We start from the raw sequence: 16,716 nt of genomic DNA on the forward strand, positions 1-16,716 counted from the left end.
CCTCAGGCGTCCCGCCGTCCGATCAGGAAGAGCGCGAGCGCGAACGCGACGACCGCGTAGGCCGCGCAGACCAGGATCGACACCGTCGGCGAGAAGGTGTCCACTTGGGAGTGGATCGAGACCGCGCTGGCCGCGGCCCGCTGCAGGCCGAAGCGCGTGAGGTCGTGGCGCAGATCCGGTGGGAGATGGTCCAGGACCTGGGGCACCAGGAAGACCAGGGTGAACAGCACGGCGATCGCACCGGCGGTGGCCCGCATGATCGCGCCCAGCGAGGTCGCCAGCACCGTGACGATCACCAGGTAGAGCACCGCGTAGGCCAGGGCCCGGAAGACGCCGGGCTCGCTCAGCGAGACCCCGCCGCGGCCGTTCGCCATGATGCTCTGGCTCAGCAGGAAGGACACGCCGAGGATGGCCACACCCGCCACCAGTGCGAGCGCCGTGGTGACCGTGACCTTGGCGACCAGCACCCGCCGTCGCTGCGGCGTCGTCGCGAACGTCGTCCGGATCAGCCCGGTGGTGTACTCGGAGCTGATCGAGAGGACGCCCAGCACACCGATGACCAGTTGCGCGAAGATCGCGCCGAACAGCGGCGCCGAGACCGGGTCGAAGGACGAACGCCCCTGCGGGTTCATCGTCGGCCAACTGTTCGCGGTCGAGGTGGCGACCGAGTAGGCGACGACGACGACCAGCACGGCAGCCACGGCCAGCGACAGGTAGGTCGACCGCACCGAACGCAGCTTGATCCATTCGGAGTTGAGCAGTTCAGATCCCATCGTGTGTCCCCTGGTACTCGACGGTGTCCCTGGTCAGCTCCATGAATACGTCCTCCAGTGAGGCCTGCCTGGCCACCAGCTCGTGCACCGGCAGGCCGTGGCCGGCCGCCAGGTCGCCGATCTCGTCGACCGTCGGACCGGTGACGATCAGCGTCTGGGCGCCCTCGTACTCGACGGTCGCACCGCGCGCCCGGAGCACCTCGGCCAGCGAGCTGCGGGCGGAGGAGCGGACGTGCACCTGGCTCGTGGTGTGCTCCTCGAGGAACTTCTCCACGCTGCTGTCAACGATCAACCGTCCGCGGCCGATGACGACGAGGTGGTCGGCGGTCAGCGCCATCTCGGACATCAGGTGGCTGGAGACGAAGGCGGTCCGGCCCTCGGCCGCGAGTGACTTCATCAGGTTCCGGATCCACAGGATGCCCTCGGGGTCCAGACCGTTGACCGGCTCGTCGAACATGACGACGGGCGGATCACCGAGCAGCGTGCCGGCGATGCCGAGCCGCTGCTTCATGCCGAGCGAGAACTGCCCGGCCCGCCTGTTGCCGGCCCGGCCGAGGCCCACCTGCTCAAGTACCTCCGTCACGCGCCGCCGGTCGATCCGGCTGGCCACGGCCAGCGCGGTCAGATGTGCGCGCGCCGAGCGGCCCGGGTGGACTGCGCCGGCGTCGAGCAGTGCCCCGACGTGGTGCAGCGGATGACGCAGGGCCTGGTACCGGCGGCCGTCGACCAGGGCCGTCCCGCTGTCCGGTGTCTCCAAGCCGAGGATCGCGCGCATGGTGGTGGACTTGCCCGAACCGTTCGGCCCGAGGAATCCGGTGACCCGTGAACGTAAGGTCGTCGACCGCAGTGATCCGGCCGAATCTCTTGGTGAGTCCTGTGACTTCGATCATCGTTCCTCCCATCGGCGTTCCACGCTGCCAGGCGGGCGCTCACGCGGCGTCGGATCGCAGGCCGCTTTCGGGCGTACGGCCACGGCATGACCGGGCGACGTACGTACCCCCACGGGATGACGGCTTCGCGGGCGATGTCCCGCACCACGACACCCGGCTACCTTCGGGGAATGACCACCGCCGCCCTACCGCCCCTGACCAGACGTCTGCGTGTGCGCGACCTGATCGCCATCGACACCCTGACCGGCGCGGTCCTGGGTGTACTCGCGCTGTGGTACGGCTTCGGGCCGCATGAGGCGGTGGTCTCGCTACCGGTCGTGGTGATCGTCGCGCTGGCCGTGGTGCTCGCCGCAGCGGTCGCACTGCGGCGGGTGTTCCCGTGGCCGTCGCTGTGGGCCGTCGCGCTCGCCGCGCCGGCCATGTCGCTGGAGTCGCTGTCCCTCCCGGTCCAAGTCCCGCTGGCGATGGCCCTCGTGCTGTACACGCTCGCCATCCGCGTGCCGCGCGGATCGGCCGCCGGCGGCCTGGGCGCCATGCTCGGCTGCTTCGCGCTCGGGCTGCTCGCGGCGCAGCTCGGCCTGATCGGGCCGAAGCTTCCGAACCCGGTCGTGTTCCACCACGGGTTCCGCCTGGAGGTGCTGGGCCTGCTCCTGATGGCGCTGCCGCTGTGCGGGGTATGGATGATCGGTGTGGCGGTCGGTGCCAGCCGCGCGTACACGGCGGGTCTGCAGGCGCAGGCCGAGCAGCGCGCACGCGAGCAGGTCGTCGAGGAACGCCTGCGGATCGCCCGGGAGTTGCACGACATCGTCGCCCACAGCATGTCGCTGATCACCATGCAGGCCTCGGTCGCCGGCTATCTGGGCGACACCCGTCCCGAGGAGGCCGTCAAAGCCCTGGCCTCCATCGAGGGGACCGGGCGCGCTGCCCTGCACGAGATGCGACGGCTCCTCGGTATGCTGCGCGACAGCGACGGGAACCCCCAGGCCCCGGAGCTGCTGCCCTCCCCCGGGCTGGCGGACCTCGACGGTCTGGTCGCGCGGACGGCCGAGTCCGGGCTACGGGTGGAGCTGAGTATCCGGGGCGAGCGGCGCGGACTCTCCGCCCCGCTCGAACTCACCGTCTACCGGATCGCCCAGGAGGCTCTCACCAACGTGATCAAACACGCCGATGCCGGCCGGGTACGCGCCGTCCTCGACTTCGGATCGGACGCCATCGGGATCGAGGTCGTCGACGACGGCCACGGCGCGGCCGACCTGGTGCCCGGTCACGGCCTGGTCGGCATGCGCGAGCGGGTGGCCGCCTACGGTGGCGAGTTCGAGGCCGGGCCGCTCGCCGACGGGGGCTTCCGGGTCGCCGCGCGGATCCCGCTGGAGGCGTCGCGGTGATCCGGGTGCTGATCGCGGACGACCAGACGCTGCTGCGCGGGACCCTGCGCCTGCTGCTCGACTCCCAGTCCGACATGACGGTGGTCGGCGAGGCCGCCGACGGGAACCAGGCCGTCGAGCTCGCCGCGGGACAGTCGCCCGACGTCGTCCTCATGGACATCCGGATGCCGGAGCTCGACGGGCTGGAGGCCACCCGCAGGATCGCCTCGGCGCACCCGGCCGTACGGGTGCTGGTGCTGACCACCTTCGACCTCGACGAGTACGTGTACGGCGCCCTGCGAGCCGGAGCGAGCGGCTTCCTCCTCAAGGACACCCCGCCGGGCGACCTGATCGCGGCGGTCCGGGTGGTCGCGGCAGGCGAGGCGCTGCTGGCACCCGGTATCACCAAGCGACTCATCGCGGAGTTCGCCCGGACACCCGAGCTGGGGCGGCGCCCGACCGCGAAGCCCCTGGCGATCACCGATCGGGAGCGGGAGGTCCTCGAACTCGTCGGACGGGGACTGTCCAACCAGGAGATCGCGGTACACCTGGTCCTCAGCCCGGCCACGGTGAAGACCCACATCGGACGCCTGCTCGCCAAGCTCGACGCCCGCGACCGGGCCCAACTGGTCATCGTGGCCTATGAGAGCGGCCTGATCGTCCCGCGCTGACGGCGGCAGCGGCCTCCGTCCGGACGGCGGTCAAGCCCGCGCGACAGCGGGGCCTCCCGCCACTCACAGATTCGCACCGCGTGTGCTGAAGAGGCCCCGCCTCGTCATGGTCGGCCGCCGAGGGTGGCGGCAGCGGAGCAGTGCCGATGGGCACTTCACCCGGTCCGGCAGGCCGACGGCGAGCACGTGTCCCCGCCGCCGGGATCAACCAGGCCGCAGCTGCCGCCGGAGCAGCGCTCCACTGAGGATGCGCGATCGGTGGAACGCGCCCGCCCCGCCGGGGCACGGTACGGACCCGGTGGGTACCGGTCCGAATTCAGCTGAGGCAAGCGCGGATCGCGAGGAACGGAGGCAGTCCGTGCCTCCGCGGCTGCTCGGCCGCCACTTCGGCGCTCGGGGCCGGCTCGGCGACGGCCTCCACGACGAAGGCGTGCCGAAGCAGTGCGGTCAGGTACGTGGCGAGCGTCCGGTGGTGGTTACCGGCCCGGCGAACGGCCTCGGGGTTACCGGAGCGCCAGAATCCCTCGGCGAGGTAGTCGCCGACCACGCGTCGGGCGGCACCGTCGGCAGCCTGCGTCCAACCGGCGTGCGGCGCCTCGAAGCAGGGATGCGGGATCGTGAGGACGAGCGAACCCCGCGCCGCCAGCACGCGCCGCACGGCCGCGAGAGCGGCGTCGAGGTCAGGCACGTTGTTCAGGGACAGTCCGGCAGTCACCCAGTCGACCGAGCTGTCGGCGACCGTCCCGAGTACGCACCCGTCATCGACCTCGTAGACCACTGTGCCCGCCCCGCCTGTTCCGGCGGCCCGCGCGTGCTCGATCATGCGCGGTGACGGGTCGATGCCCAGGACGGCGGCCCCTCGGGCGGCCACCGCCCGAGCGATGATCCCCTCGCCGCACCCGAGATCGAGGACGCGACAGCCGCCGAGCCGGTCAGGGAGGAGGTCGAGCAGGATGTCACGGTTGAAGTCGTTCAGCGCGGACCCGGTGCGCAGGAGTTCCACGTACCAGTCGGCGATGGTGTCCCAGGAGTCAGTCATCAAAGCATGCAAGCTACTTGGCTCCATCAGACCGCCACCACTGGTTTTCACCACAACCGTCCGCAGGTGGCTATCGACGTGCCCCAGGCAGAGCTGGGCACTCACCAGAGCGTCACGTGTGTCCCACGGGTGACGAATTCGTCGGCTGCCTCGCATCACACCGTCTGCAGCATCACCACGGAAGGCGAGCGCGAGATCTCGCAACCTTTGACCTGGGGAGCAAGCATGCCGCTACGGTTCATCGCGAAAGACCCCGACAGCCCGGACGGCGACTCGCCTACGGTGTGGGTCGACGAAGAGACTTCGGACTTGGTGATCCAGGGCTGGAAGATCGACGACAGTACAAAGGCCGAGTGCCTGGCGGTCGGCAACATTCCGGAGCACGAGGCCGTGGTGCGGGTACCTGCGCGGCTGGCGCGGGCGTTGAGGGAGGCATGCGATGTCGCTGAACGCGGCACGGATTGACGAACTGCTGAAGAACACCCACCGGACCGCGGTGCACCTGGAGATGCGCGACGGCTACATGCAGGACGATCCCGCCCTGCACGCCTGGAGGGCGGGCCACCGCTTGGACCCAGCAGACCGGTCCTCGTGGTGGCGGCCCTGGCTGGACGTCGTTGCCGAAGCGGTCTCGCGGGGCGTGGAGATCCGCCGGGCCCGCATCGTCTCCGAGCCCGTCAGCGAGTACATCCGCTACGAGTACGACGTCACGTTCCCGAACATCGAAGCCGGTGAACAGGTTCGGTGGCTGCCTCGGCGGAACGCTTCCGAACTCGCCCTCCCCGGGAACGACTTCTGGCTGTTCGATGGCCGGCTGGTCCGCTGGGGCCATTTCTCCGGTGACGGTGACTCGCTGGGCGGCGAACTGACGGAAGACCCGGCAGCTGTCCGTCTGTGCGCCGATGCCTTCGAAACGGTGTGGGACAGGGCTACTCCCCACGAGCAGTACCGGATCTGATCGAAGAGGACACTGGATCAGCGGGCAACAGATCGCCGCCAAGGCAGGCTCCTGCCGGGTGAGCGATGACTCCGCGCTTCGCTGGCAACAGCGCGTGGCCTGACAAGCGAATCGCTGACCAGTCGGTGCAGGCGCGAGTCAGTCGGGCTCCGAGGAGGAGATCCCGCCATGAGAACGCACGAGCGTTTACGGTCCTCGCCCGCCCATTGGGGCAACCGGACGTCAACCTCGCGTGACCCGGGCCACCCGTTCGCGCCAGCCGACTCTGGTGCCGTTCCCGTCCGCCCGGGCGGGGGCTGCTTGGGCCGCCGCCTGTTGGCGGCAACTACCGCAAAGGGGCTCGTCGTTGAGCGGACGGAAGGCGCGGTCGCAGCCCTCGCAGGCCCTCAGTGCGACGACCCGTACGGGCGCGGGCATCTTGTCCCGCAGGCGGGAGCGGAGCAGTGCCGACGGGCATTTCACCGGGTTCGGCAGGCCGGAGGTGAGCGCGTGCTGCATCCCCGTCGAACTCACGCCTCTGGCCAGCCACTCGGCGGCCAGCGGCAGCAGCCGCCGGACCTCGGACGCGCCGAGCACGAGTCTCGGGTCGGCACGCCGCAGCGAGAGCAGGACCCGCTCGGCCTCCGCGAGCAACGCCGGGTCGGCCTGGCCGATCTCCGGCTCCCGCCCCTGCCCCGTCGGTTCGGGCGACGGGACCGGGAGGGGGGAAGTATCCCCCTCGGTAAGTCTTTCTCCCTCTGGGAGGGCGGTGCCGGACTCCTGCGCTGCGGGCCCACCGGATCCCCGTTTCCCGGCATCCGGGCCGCCCTTGGCGAAGTGCTCGGCGAACAACCGCTCCGCCTCGGCCTCGTCGATCGGCACGCTGGAGACCAGGGACTCCGTCCGCACCTGGCCGGTGGCGTTGCGCCACCGCGCACAGTGCAGCAGCCCGGCCCCGGAGAGCTGGCGGCGAGCCCGGTCCGCCGTGATCCGTCCGCACGGCAGCCCGGCCGCCAGCTCGGTGACCGTGGTGCCCCGAGCGCGCGACGGCGGCAGCGCCAGTGACCGCACCAGCAGCCGGAAGGCCGAGTCCGAGAGATTGTCGTCCCAGACATGCGTGTTGGAGATGGGCGTGTAGTCGCGCGAGGGCGCGATAGCATTCCTGAGCATCCTTCAGTGGCCCTTTTCCACTCGGCGGGTGAAGAGCCCGACCCGGTGCGCCTAACACCTGGCCGGGCTCGCCCCTTTCCGTCGGGGCGACCCGTTCTCGCGGCCACCGTACACGCATCGTGGCAAGCCAACTACATTCTGCCATCAGTCGTACTTTATGCATGATGGCACTGGGCGACCCCTCAAGTGTCACTCGAACGTGGTCAGTTCGCCGATTTCCTCTCCTGTCGCACGGCTCGGACCCTAGCCTCGGGAACGAGCGGGGGATACCCGAAGCAGACCGGGGGTGTACCGGATGACAAGCGAAACGGCCCAGCCGCCGATGGCGTGGCGGTACTGCGGCAACCAGATCAAGCTGTGGCGCACCCGCGCGGGCGTGAGCCGCGAGGAGTTGGGCAAGGCCGCGCACTACGGCGAAGAGAGCATCAGGTCGATGGAGCAGGGGCGGCGGAGACCAACGCTCCAGCTGCTCGAAGTCGCGGACGACCTCTGCGGCGCGCAGGGGATGCTGGTCGCCGCGACGGCCTACCTGAAGCCGGAGAAGTTCGAGTCATTCGCCATGGACTTCATGCGGTACGAGGCTGAGGCCATCGTGCTCAGCTCGTACGAGAGCCAGCTCATCCCCGGCCTGCTGCAGACGGAGGCAACGGCACGGGCTCTTCTCAACGCCCACTGGCCGCCGCTGGATGACGAGACCGTCGAAGAACGGGTCACCGCCCGGCTCGGGCGGCAGTCCCTGCTGTCGAAGCAGACCAAGTCGTTCAACTTCGTGATCGACGAGGCCGCGCTGCGCCGTCCCGTCACCGCCCCGGAGACGCATGCCGACCAGCTGCGCCATCTGCTGGCCGCCGGAGAGCCCCGCCATGTGACCGTCCAGGTCGTGTCTGCCGTTGGTGCCCACCCCGGAGTCAACGGCCCGTTCGTCCTGCTGGAGACACCCGACCACGAGCACCTCGCCTATGAGGAGGGGCAGGCAACAGGCCTGCTCTACGCGGACCGTGAAAAGGTGAGCCTGCTGACTCAGCGCCATGCAATGATCCTGCGGAGGGCTCTCAGCCCCGAGGAGTCTGCGCAGTTCATCAGCAAGTTGGCGGAGGAGCTATGAGCACCGAGCTGGTGTGGTTCAAGTCCAGCTACAGCGGCACCGGGGGCGGCAACTGCATCGAGGTCGCCCTCTCCTGGCACAAGTCCAGCCACAGCGGCACCCAGGGCGGCGACTGCATCGAGGTGGCCGCCTGCCCCGGCACCGTCCACGTCCGCGACTCCAAGGACAAGGACGGCCCCCAACTCGCCTTCACCCCAGCCGCGTGGGCCGAGTTCGTCGCCTACGCCGCCCGACAGAGCATCGACTGAGCTCCGCCGCGCGGTCGCCATTGTTGGCGACGTACAGTGGGACGTATATAGCCAACATCGATCGCCGGGAGGTGCCGGATGTCCGTGACACAGATCGACATCGACGAAGAGGCGCTGGAGCGTGCGATGGCTCTCGCCGGCGTGCGGACCAAGAAGGACGCCGTCAACCTCGCCTTGCGTTTCTACGCCGAGCAGCAAGAGCGTGCGGCTCGCATCAGCCGACACTTCGAGCGGGCGCAACGGTGGGAAGCTGTCGAGCACGCTGAGCGTCTGCACCAGGCCGAGAAGGACACCCGGTGATCTATCTACTAGACACCTCTGCCCTTTTCCGGCTGCTGCGCGAGCCGAAGCTGCAGGCCATCTGGCGCGACGCGATCGACGCGGGGTCTATCGCGTCGTGCTACCCGCAGCGCGCCGAGTTCCTCTACAGCGCACGCGACGGCCGGGAATACGATGAGATCTCCGAGATGTTCGCCGACCTCTACCCGGACGTATCAGTACCGAAGAGTGCGGGACGTTGGATCGACACCGTACAGCGCCGCATGGCTCTCGCCAGCCAACATCGAAGCGCCTCCGCAGTCGACCTCTTGATCGCAGCGACAGCCGCACACCACGGGCTCACCGTTCTCCATGACGATGCGGACTACCGAACCGTGGCACGCCACGCCCCCGACCTCAGCGAGCACAGCGTCCTGGACCACGCCTGACCCAGCCCCGCCCGGCCGGGCGGCTCCTCACCCCCGCCCGCCAACCTCCCGCCGCTCGACGGTCATGCGCAGTGACGAGGGCATCAGCGTGGTGCGCAGGACCGGGCGGACGGGGCGTGTGTCCACGGGTCTGAAGTGCCAGCGGGCGGTGATCGTGGCCAGGGCGATGGCGGCCTCGATCAGGCCGAACGAGTCGCCGATGCACTTGCGCCGCCCGGCGCCCAGGGGGAAGAAGCCCTTCCGTTGGGCGGGGGTGACCCGTTCCGGGAGCCAGCGGTCCGGGTCGAAGACCTCCGACTCCGCGAAGACCTGCGGGTCCCGGTGGAGCGAGTAGGTGCAGAAGAGTACGTCGCTGCCGGCGGGGATCGGTGTCCCGGCCAGTTCCACGTCCTTGGTGGTGACCCTCGACAGCAGGGCGCCGGGCGGGTAGAGGCGCATGCTCTCGGTCAGCACGCGTTTGCAGTAACGGAGTTGGGTCAGGTCCCGGTAGGTCGCGGTCCGGCCGCCGTCCAGGACCTCCCCCACCTCCGCCACCAGTTTCTTCCTGACATCGGGGTGCCGGGACAGCAAGTGGAAGGTCCAGGAGAGCAGGCTGGCGGTGGTCTCGATGCCCGCGAGCAGCACCGACATGATCTGGTCGTGGATCTCGGCGTCGCTCAGGCCCGTCCCGTCCCCCTCGCTGCGGGCCGCCATGATCAGGGACAGCAGGTCCCCCTGGTCCACGCCACTGCGCCGGTACTGGGCGATCACCTGGTCGACGGAGGCGCGCAGGCCGGCCTGGGTCCGTTCGAAGCGCCGGTTCCCGGGCGTCGGCAGCCGGTGGACCCAGTTCACGGGTATGAGGACTCGCCGGTGCAGCGCGGGCAGCAGCAGCGGCAGCGCGCGGGCCACGTCCGCCGCGGCCTGGGCGCCCTCCTCGGAGGTCATCAGGGTGCGGGTCGCCACCAGGGAGGTGAGCCGCCGCATCTCCTCGTCGAGCTCCAGGGTGCCGCCCGGCCGCCACTCCCCGGTGACCTCCTCCACGCAGGCGCCCATCACCTCGGTGTAGCTCGGCAGCACGGACGAATGGAACGCCGGTTGCATCAAAGGGCGTTGACGCATGTGGTCCTGTGCCGAGCAGGTCGCCAGCCCGTTGCCGGCCAGGGACCGGACGGCGTCGAAGTACGACCCGCCCTTGTCGAACTCGCGGTAGCCGCCCACCAGCATCTCCCGGACCAGGTCCGGGGCGGTGACCAGGTACGCCGTGCGCGGGCCGAGCCGGATTCCCACCACTGGCCCCAACTCCCGTGCGACGGTGAAGAATTCCATGGGGTCGCGCAGGATCCGGCCCAGATGGCCGAGCACGGGCAGCGCTCCGCGTGCCATGACGGGTGGTGAAGACGGCACTCTGCCTCCTGAACCGAGTCGGGAGTGGTCAACCGGTCCGGCAACGCGCGAAGGACCGGCCTGCGGGGTCTGCCGGCCTCAACCGGCGGCCCGGCCCACTGCGGCCGGGCGACGGGTCCGCCGGGCACAGGCGCACGGCGGCCATGGCGCGCCCCACCGTTCACCACCGCGCATCCAGCCCCGCAGAACGTCAACGTAGCGCCCGAGCGCGCGCCTGTCCGGCGCTTTGACGAGGTCGTACAACTCTGTCATCTGCGAGCCGCCCTCTGTTGGCCCGCGACCTCACCTTGGACACCACGGGCTTCTGAGCGGTCGGCTTCCGGCGGCCGGAACCCGGGCGGAGCGGCGTGGACCGCGGAACGGCGTGGCCCGCAGAACGGCGTGGACCGCTGAGCGGCTCGTCGGTACATCCCCGGTACTACCGCCCTGCCGAACTACATCCGGGGTGGGACGCCGGAACCGGCCCGTGACCTCTAGTTTCGTGGCATGACCACTGATCACGACGGGACCACCGGGCCCGGGCGGGACGGCACGGCGTCGCCCGTCGTCCAGCTGTCCGGGGTGCGCAAGGAGTTCGGCGACGCCAAGGCCCTGGACGGCGTCGACCTGACGATCCGGGCCGGCGAGGCGGTCGCCGTGATGGGCCCCTCCGGCTGCGGCAAGTCCACCCTGCTGAACATGGTGGCCGGGCTGGACCGGCCGACCTCCGGCACGGTCCGCGTCCACGGCCAGGACCTCGGCCGGCTGAACGAGACCGGGCTGGCCCTGTTCCGGCGCCGCAACATCGGCATGATCTTCCAGTTCTTCAACCTGATCGACGACCTGCCGGCCCTGGACAACGTCGCGCTCGCCGCCCAGCTGACCGGCACCTCGGCCCGCCAGGCCCGCCGGCGCGCCCTCGAACTCCTCGACGAACTGGGCATCGCCCACCGCAAGGACACCTACCCGGCCACCCTCAGCGGCGGTGAACGCCAACGCGTCGCCGTGGCCCGGGCGCTGATGAACCGCCCGGCGCTGCTGCTCGCGGACGAGCCGACCGGCGCCCTGGACAGCAAGTCCGGCGAGCAGGTGATGGACCTGCTGATCGACCTCAACCAGATCGGCCAGACCCTGCTGATCGTCACCCACGACCCGCAGCTGGCCACCCGCTGCGCCAGCCGCCTGGTCGAGTTCGCCGACGGCAGGGTCGCCCGCGAGTCCGCCCTGGAGTCGACGGCATGACCGGGGCCGTGTGGCGGGCCTCCCGCGCGGCCGTCAAGCGCCGCAGGATCCAGACCATCGTGATCGGCCTGGTCGTCTTCTGCTCGACCACGACCATCCTGCTCGCGCTCGCGGTGATGAGCGCCGCCCGGGCGCCGTTCGACGCCGCCTTCGACGCCCAGCGCGGCGCCCAGGTGGTCGCGACCTTCGACGCGGTCAAGGCCCCGGCGGAGCGGCTGGCCGAAACCGCCCACCGTCCGGGCGTCGAGGCCGCCGCCGGACCGTTCGCCCAGGTCGTCCTGGACATCCCCACCAACTGGCTGGGCCACCCGCCCAGCCCGCTGACCGTGGTCGGCCGGGCCGACCCGGCGGGCCCGGTGGACCGGCCCGAGCTGGCCGCGGGCCGCTGGGCCGCCAAGCCAGGTGAGATCGTCCTCCAGAGCGGCGGCCACCCCGACGGCCTGCTGGGCCGGCGGATCACCTTCGGCGAGGGCACCACGCTCACCGTGGTCGGTTTCGCCGACAGCATGAGCAAGTCCGCGGGCGGCTGGGTCACCCCCGAGCAGATGGCCGCCCTCCACCCCACGGGCGAGCAGATGCTCTACCGCTTCGCCGGCTCCTCGACCGACCAGCAGCTCAGGGCGGGCCTGGCCGGGGCCACCGAGGGCCTGCCCGAGGACGCGCTGACCAGTACGCAGTCCTACCTCGTCCTCAAGCAGGCGTTCTCCGTGTCGGCCGACTCCTACCTGCCGTTCATGTCGGTCTTCGGCGGACTCGGTCTTGTGGTCGCCGTGCTGATCGTCGGCAATGTGGTGAGCGGCGCGGTGGTGTCCGGCTACCGGCACATCGGCGTGCTCAAGGCGATCGGTTTCACCCCGCGTCAGGTGGTCACGGTCTACCTCACCATGGTCTCGGTCCCCGCGACCGTCGGCAGCGTCCTCGGCACCGTGGCCGGCTGGGCCCTGGCCCAGCCGCTCATCGACGTCGCCTTCAGCGGGGTCGACGTCGGTACCGCCACGCTCGACCCCCCGGCCTGGCTGCCGGTTCTCTGCCTGGTGGCCGTGCCGGTGCTGGTCGCCCTGGCCGCGTTCGTCCCGGCCTCGCGCGCCCACCGGATCTCCGCCGCCGAGGCGATCACCGCCGGCAGCGCGCCGCGGACCGGGCGCGGGCTGCGGGTCCAGCGCTGGCTCAGCGGCACCCGGCTGCCGCGCTCGGTCAGCCTGGGCCTCGGCCACCCCTTCGCCCGTCCCGCCCGGACGGCGCTCACCATGTCGTCCATCGTTCTCGGCGTGGTCACGGTGACCTTCGCCACCGGCCTGAGCAGCACCCTGGTCGCCTCCGCGGAAGCACCGGCCGACAGCGGCCGTACCCACGTCAACGTCCAGCTGGGCAAACCGGGCGGGCTCCAGAGGGTGCCGAAGCTGACCACCGCGAAGATCGACGCCCTGCTGCGGTCCACGCCCGGCGCCGAGCAGGTCACCTCGCGCTCGCTGGTGCGGGTCGGCCTGGTCGGCTACACCCAGCCCGTCTTCGGCGACTTCTACGGCGGCGACGACGTCTCCCGCCCGCTCCGTGTCATCAAGGGCCGGATGGCGACCGGCCCCGGCGAGGTGAGTGCCGGACCGGCGTTCCTCGCACAGCACGGGCTGGGGCTCGGCGACCGGCTCACCCTGGACCTGGACGGCCGCAGGACGTCCGTGACCATCGTCGGCGAACCCGTCGAGGCCAACGCCCAGGCGGTGCAGTCCAACGCGGCGACCCTGGCCGAACTCACCTCGAAGCCGTACGTGGTCGAGTACGACGTCCGGCTCGCTCAGGGCGCCGACGCCGGCGCGTACACCAAGGCGATCAGCGACGCCGACCCGGGCCTCTATCCGTCCGTGGTCACCCACGACGCCGGCGGCCCCGTGGCGTCGGTCATCACCTTCTCGACGATCTTCACCGTCCTGCTCTGCGTGGTCGCCTCACTCGGTGTCTTCAACACCGTGCTGCTGACCGTCCGGGAGCGCCGCAGGGACCTGGGCATGCTCAAGTCCATCGGCATGACGCCGCGTCAGGCCGTCGCGATGACGGTGACCTCGGTCGCCTGGCTGGGCGTGGTCAGCGGGATGATCGGCATCCCGCTCGGGATGGTCGCCCACCGCCTGATCGTCGAACACGTCCCGATCATGGTGTTCTCGGACCGGATGATCCATGTGTTCCACGCCCCGCAGCTGGCCCTCCTCGGGCTGGCGGGTGTGTTCATCGCCGTCCTCGGCGCGCTCGTCCCGTCCCGCACGGCGGCGCGGCTGCCGATCGCCGAGGTGCTGCGCAACGAGTGACCCCGGCCCGCTCCGGCGGGCTCCGGTGTTCTCCCCTCCGCCGGACGGGAAACACCGAGGGCGGCCCCCTGCCATCGGGAAGTGCCGCCCTCGGTCGTCCGGTCGGTCCGGTGGTCCGGTCCGTCAGCCGCGCGTGGCCATCGCGCGGAGGAAGAAGGTCAGGTTGGCCGGGCGCTCGGCGAGCCGGCGCATGAAGTACCCGTACCACTCCTGCCCGTACGGCAGGTAGACCCGCATGGTGTTGCCGGCCTCGGCGAGGCGCAGCTGCTCCTCCGGGCGGATGCCGAAGAGCATCTGGTACTCGTAGCTGTCGCGGCTGCGGCCGTTCCACTCGGCCAGCTGGCCGGCGATCTTGATCATGTTGGGGTCGTGCGAGGCCACCATCGGGTAACCCTCGCCCGCCATCAGGACCTTGAGCGCGCGGACGTAGGCCAGGTCCACCTCGTGCTTGCCCTGGAAGGCGACCGACTCGGGCTCCTTGTAGGCGCCCTTGCAGATCCGCACCCGCGAGCCCGGGCCGGAGAAGTCCCGGCAGTCGGCCTCGGTACGGCGCAGGTAGGCCTGGAGCACGACGCCCAGCCACGGGAAGTCCGCGCGCAGCTCGCGGGCGATCCCCAGGGTGGAGTCGGTGGTGGTGTGGTCCTCCATGTCCAGGGTGACGGTGGTGCCCGCCTCCTTGGCCGCCTCGCAGATCCGCCGGGCGTTCTCCAGCGCGATCTTCTCGCCGTCCACCGGGAGGAACTGGCCGACCGCCGAGAGCTTGACCGAGACCTCGGCGTTGGCGGCGAGGCCGGTCTCCTTGAGGGCGGTGAGCAGGTACTCGTACGCCTTGGCGGTGTCGGCGGCCTGGCTCGCGTCCTTGGTGTCCTCACCGAGGTGGTCGAGGGTGACCTTGCGGCCGGTGGCGACCAGCTCGTCGGTCGCGGCGACGGCCTGGTCCAGCACGTCACCGGCGACGAAGCGCTCGACTATCGCGTGGGTGGGCGGGAACTTCTCGACGGCGGTGCGCACCTTCGGGGAGCGGGAGGCGGCGAGGAGGGCGGAGCGGAGCATTGGTACTCCTGGAGACGGTTCAACAGGCAGGGGAGAGTAGGGGGACGGCGACTGACGGTGTGTTCCGCCGTCCCCCGGGTCGGGCCGGTAGGCCCAGGATCGGGCTTGGTCAGCCCATGTGCGGGTAGCGGTAGTCCGTCGGCGGGACGAACGTCTCCTTGATGGAGCGGGTGGACGTCCAGCGGGCCAGGTTCTGCTTGGCGCCCGCCTTGTCGTTGGTGCCGGAGGCCCGGCCGCCGCCGAAGGGCTGCTGGCCGACGACGGCACCGGTCGGCTTGTCGTTGATGTAGAAGTTGCCGGCCGCGTTGCGCAGCTTGAGCATGGTGCGCTGGACCGCCTCGCGGTCCTGGGCGATGACCGCACCGGTCAGGCCGTACGAGGAGACCGACTCCATCTGGGTGAGCATCTCGTCGTACTTGTCGTCCTCGTAGACGTGGACCGCGAGGATCGGGCCGAAGTACTCGTCCCTGAAGTACTCGCTCGCCGGGTCCTCGCAGACCAGGACGGTCGGGCGGACGAAGTAGCCGACCGAGTCGTCGTAGGTGCCGCCGGCCAGGACCTCGACCTTGGGGTCGGCCTGGGCGCGGTCGATCGCGGCCTTGTTCTTGGCGAAGGCGCGGTCGTCGATGACGGCGCTCATGAAGTTGGCCAGCTCGGCGACGTCGCCCATGGTCAGGCCCTCGACCTCGTCGCGGAACTCGTCCTTGAGCTCGGCCCAGATCGAGGCCGGGACGTAGGCGCGGGAGAGCGCCGAGCACTTCTGGCCCTGGAACTCGAAGGCGCCGCGGGTCATCGCGGTCTTCAGCACGGCCTTGTCGGCGGAGGGGTGGGCGACCAGGAAGTCCTTGCCGCCGGTCTCGCCGACGATCCGCGGGTAGGTGCGGTAGCCGGCGATGTTGTTGCCGACCTCGCGCCACAGGTGCTGGAAGGTCGCGGTGGAGCCGGTGAAGTGGATGCCCGCCAGCTCCGGGTGCTTGAGCGCGACCTCGGAGACGGCCAGGCCGTCACCGGTGACCATGTTGATGACGCCCTTGGGCAGGCCCGCCTCCTCGAAGACCTGCATCAGCAGGTGCGCCGAGAACTGCTGGGTCGGGGACGGCTTCCAGACCACCACGTTGCCCATCAGGGCCGGGGCGGTGGGCAGGTTGCCCGCGATGGCGGTGAAGTTGAAGGGCGTGATCGCGTAGACGAAGCCCTCCAGCGCGCGGTGGTCGCTGCGGTTCCACACGCCGGGCGAGGAGATCGGCTGCTCGGCGATGATCTGCCGGGCGAAGTGCACGTTGAAGCGCAGGAAGTCGACCAGCTCGCAGGGGGTGTCGATCTCGGCCTGCTGGGCGGTCTTGGACTGGCCGAGCATGGTCGCGGCGGCCAGGGTCTCGCGCCACGGACCGGCGATCAGGTCGGCGGCGCGCAGGAAGATCGCGGCGCGCGAGTCGAAGGAGAGCGCCTGCCAGGCCTCGGCGGCGGCCAGGGCGCCGTCGATGGCGTCCCGCGCGTCGTCCTGGGTGGCGTGGCGCAGGGTGCCGAGCCGGGCCGCGTGGTTGTGCGGCTGGACGACGTGGAACTCGGCGCCGCCGCCCATCCGGCGCTCACCGTTGATCGTCATGGTGAGCTGGATCGGCTCCTGGCCGCCCAGCTCCTTCAGCTTGGCCTCCAGGCGAGCCCGTTCGGGGCTGCCGGGGGCGTAGCTGTGGACCGGCTCGTTCACCGGCGCGGGGACCTGGGTCACAGCATCCATGGCGGTGCTCTCCTTCTCGTCATGGGGGACCGACGGGGGTCGCACGCCGGTCATGGACGAACCGTATTCCCCCAGGTGGGAGCACTTGATTGGCCAGGCGGCTAAAGTCATTCA

At 70.4% G+C, this 16,716-nt stretch carries 16 protein-coding genes and 1 pseudogene; 10 read left to right on the plus strand and 7 right to left on the minus strand.

Annotated features, from left to right (window positions below; translation table 11 throughout):
- Positions 1-2 precede the first annotated feature (2 nt).
- Entirely contained in the window at positions 3-773 is a 771-nt protein-coding gene (locus tag ACSMTC_RS11365) for an ABC transporter permease (RefSeq protein ID WP_436559542.1), read from the minus strand.
- Positions 763-1,663: pseudogene (locus ACSMTC_RS11370) on the minus strand (ATP-binding cassette domain-containing protein). Before ACSMTC_RS11370 ends, ACSMTC_RS11365 begins: the two are co-directional and overlap by 11 nt.
- Before the next feature lie 170 nt (positions 1,664-1,833).
- Here ACSMTC_RS11370 and ACSMTC_RS11375 point away from each other — a divergent pair.
- Positions 1,834-3,048 carry a sensor histidine kinase gene (locus ACSMTC_RS11375; protein ID WP_436559543.1) on the plus strand — a complete coding sequence of 405 codons (1,215 nt, stop codon included), beginning with the start codon at positions 1,834-1,836 and terminating at the stop codon, positions 3,046-3,048.
- A complete protein-coding gene (locus ACSMTC_RS11380; protein ID WP_436559544.1) occupies positions 3,045-3,698 on the plus strand; it encodes a response regulator transcription factor in 654 nt (217 codons plus the stop codon). Before ACSMTC_RS11375 ends, ACSMTC_RS11380 begins: the two co-directional genes overlap by 4 nt.
- Positions 3,699-4,014: 316 nt before the next feature.
- On the opposite strand, the gene ACSMTC_RS11385 is transcribed toward ACSMTC_RS11380, so the two are convergent.
- Positions 4,015-4,737, minus strand: a complete 723-nt coding sequence (locus ACSMTC_RS11385; protein ID WP_436559545.1) for a class I SAM-dependent methyltransferase — start codon at positions 4,735-4,737, stop codon at positions 4,015-4,017.
- 66 nt (positions 4,738-4,803) lie between these two features.
- Between ACSMTC_RS11385 and ACSMTC_RS11390 the strand changes: the two genes are divergently transcribed.
- Together ACSMTC_RS11390 and ACSMTC_RS11395 are read left to right on the plus strand one after the other, a co-directional pair.
- Complete coding sequence (locus ACSMTC_RS11390; RefSeq protein ID WP_436559546.1) at positions 4,804-5,202, plus strand: hypothetical protein; 399 nt, start codon at positions 4,804-4,806, stop codon at positions 5,200-5,202.
- Positions 5,177-5,695 (plus strand): DUF6879 family protein, encoded by a 519-nt coding sequence (locus ACSMTC_RS11395; RefSeq protein WP_436559547.1) that lies wholly within the window; start codon positions 5,177-5,179, stop codon positions 5,693-5,695. The genes ACSMTC_RS11390 and ACSMTC_RS11395 overlap by 26 nt, the downstream gene beginning before the upstream one ends.
- A 222-nt stretch (positions 5,696-5,917) precedes the next feature.
- Here ACSMTC_RS11395 and ACSMTC_RS11400 read toward each other — a convergent pair whose 3' ends face one another.
- Positions 5,918-6,844 (minus strand): hypothetical protein, encoded by a 927-nt coding sequence (locus ACSMTC_RS11400; RefSeq protein WP_436559548.1) that lies wholly within the window; start codon positions 6,842-6,844, stop codon positions 5,918-5,920.
- A gap of 295 nt (positions 6,845-7,139) precedes the next feature.
- On the opposite strand from ACSMTC_RS11400, the gene ACSMTC_RS11405 reads away from it, so the two are divergent.
- The 4 genes from ACSMTC_RS11405 to ACSMTC_RS11420 all read left to right on the plus strand — a co-directional run bounded on the left by ACSMTC_RS11405 (position 7,140) and on the right by ACSMTC_RS11420 (position 8,904).
- A complete protein-coding gene (locus tag ACSMTC_RS11405; RefSeq protein ID WP_436559549.1) occupies positions 7,140-7,949 on the plus strand; it encodes a helix-turn-helix domain-containing protein in 810 nt (269 codons plus the stop codon).
- Positions 7,946-8,197, plus strand: a complete 252-nt coding sequence (locus ACSMTC_RS11410; RefSeq protein ID WP_436559550.1) for a DUF397 domain-containing protein — start codon at positions 7,946-7,948, stop codon at positions 8,195-8,197. Before ACSMTC_RS11405 ends, ACSMTC_RS11410 begins: the two co-directional genes overlap by 4 nt.
- A gap of 78 nt (positions 8,198-8,275) precedes the next feature.
- A complete protein-coding gene (locus ACSMTC_RS11415) occupies positions 8,276-8,497 on the plus strand; it encodes a type II toxin-antitoxin system VapB family antitoxin (RefSeq protein ID WP_436559551.1) in 222 nt (73 codons plus the stop codon).
- Positions 8,494-8,904: a PIN domain-containing protein gene (locus tag ACSMTC_RS11420; RefSeq protein WP_436559552.1), complete on the plus strand. Its 411-nt coding sequence runs from the start codon at positions 8,494-8,496 to the stop codon at positions 8,902-8,904. Before ACSMTC_RS11415 ends, ACSMTC_RS11420 begins: the two co-directional genes overlap by 4 nt.
- Before the next feature lie 27 nt (positions 8,905-8,931).
- Here ACSMTC_RS11420 and ACSMTC_RS11425 read toward each other — a convergent pair whose 3' ends face one another.
- A complete protein-coding gene (locus ACSMTC_RS11425; RefSeq protein WP_436559553.1) occupies positions 8,932-10,269 on the minus strand; it encodes a cytochrome P450 in 1,338 nt (445 codons plus the stop codon).
- 507 nt (positions 10,270-10,776) lie between these two features.
- Between ACSMTC_RS11425 and ACSMTC_RS11430 the strand changes: the two genes are divergently transcribed.
- Both ACSMTC_RS11430 and ACSMTC_RS11435 read left to right on the plus strand, forming a co-directional pair.
- On the plus strand, positions 10,777-11,511 hold the full coding sequence (locus tag ACSMTC_RS11430; RefSeq protein WP_436559554.1) for an ABC transporter ATP-binding protein: 735 nt from the start codon (positions 10,777-10,779) through the stop codon (positions 11,509-11,511).
- Positions 11,508-13,811 carry an ABC transporter permease gene (locus ACSMTC_RS11435; protein WP_436559555.1) on the plus strand — a complete coding sequence of 768 codons (2,304 nt, stop codon included), beginning with the start codon at positions 11,508-11,510 and terminating at the stop codon, positions 13,809-13,811. Before ACSMTC_RS11430 ends, ACSMTC_RS11435 begins: the two co-directional genes overlap by 4 nt.
- Before the next feature lie 123 nt (positions 13,812-13,934).
- Here ACSMTC_RS11435 and ACSMTC_RS11440 read toward each other — a convergent pair whose 3' ends face one another.
- Both ACSMTC_RS11440 and pruA read right to left on the minus strand, forming a co-directional pair.
- Entirely contained in the window at positions 13,935-14,864 is a 930-nt protein-coding gene (locus tag ACSMTC_RS11440) for a proline dehydrogenase family protein (RefSeq protein WP_436559556.1), read from the minus strand.
- A 109-nt stretch (positions 14,865-14,973) separates the two neighbouring features.
- The gene (pruA, locus tag ACSMTC_RS11445) at positions 14,974-16,602 is read right to left on the minus strand and encodes an L-glutamate gamma-semialdehyde dehydrogenase (protein ID WP_436559557.1); all 1,629 of its coding nucleotides are present in this window, start codon (positions 16,600-16,602) and stop codon (positions 14,974-14,976) included.
- Between the last annotated feature and the right edge of the window lie 114 nt (positions 16,603-16,716).

This window comes from Kitasatospora sp. HPM-01-4 (assembly GCF_051374625.1).
Lineage (GTDB): Bacteria > Actinomycetota > Actinomycetes > Streptomycetales > Streptomycetaceae > Kitasatospora.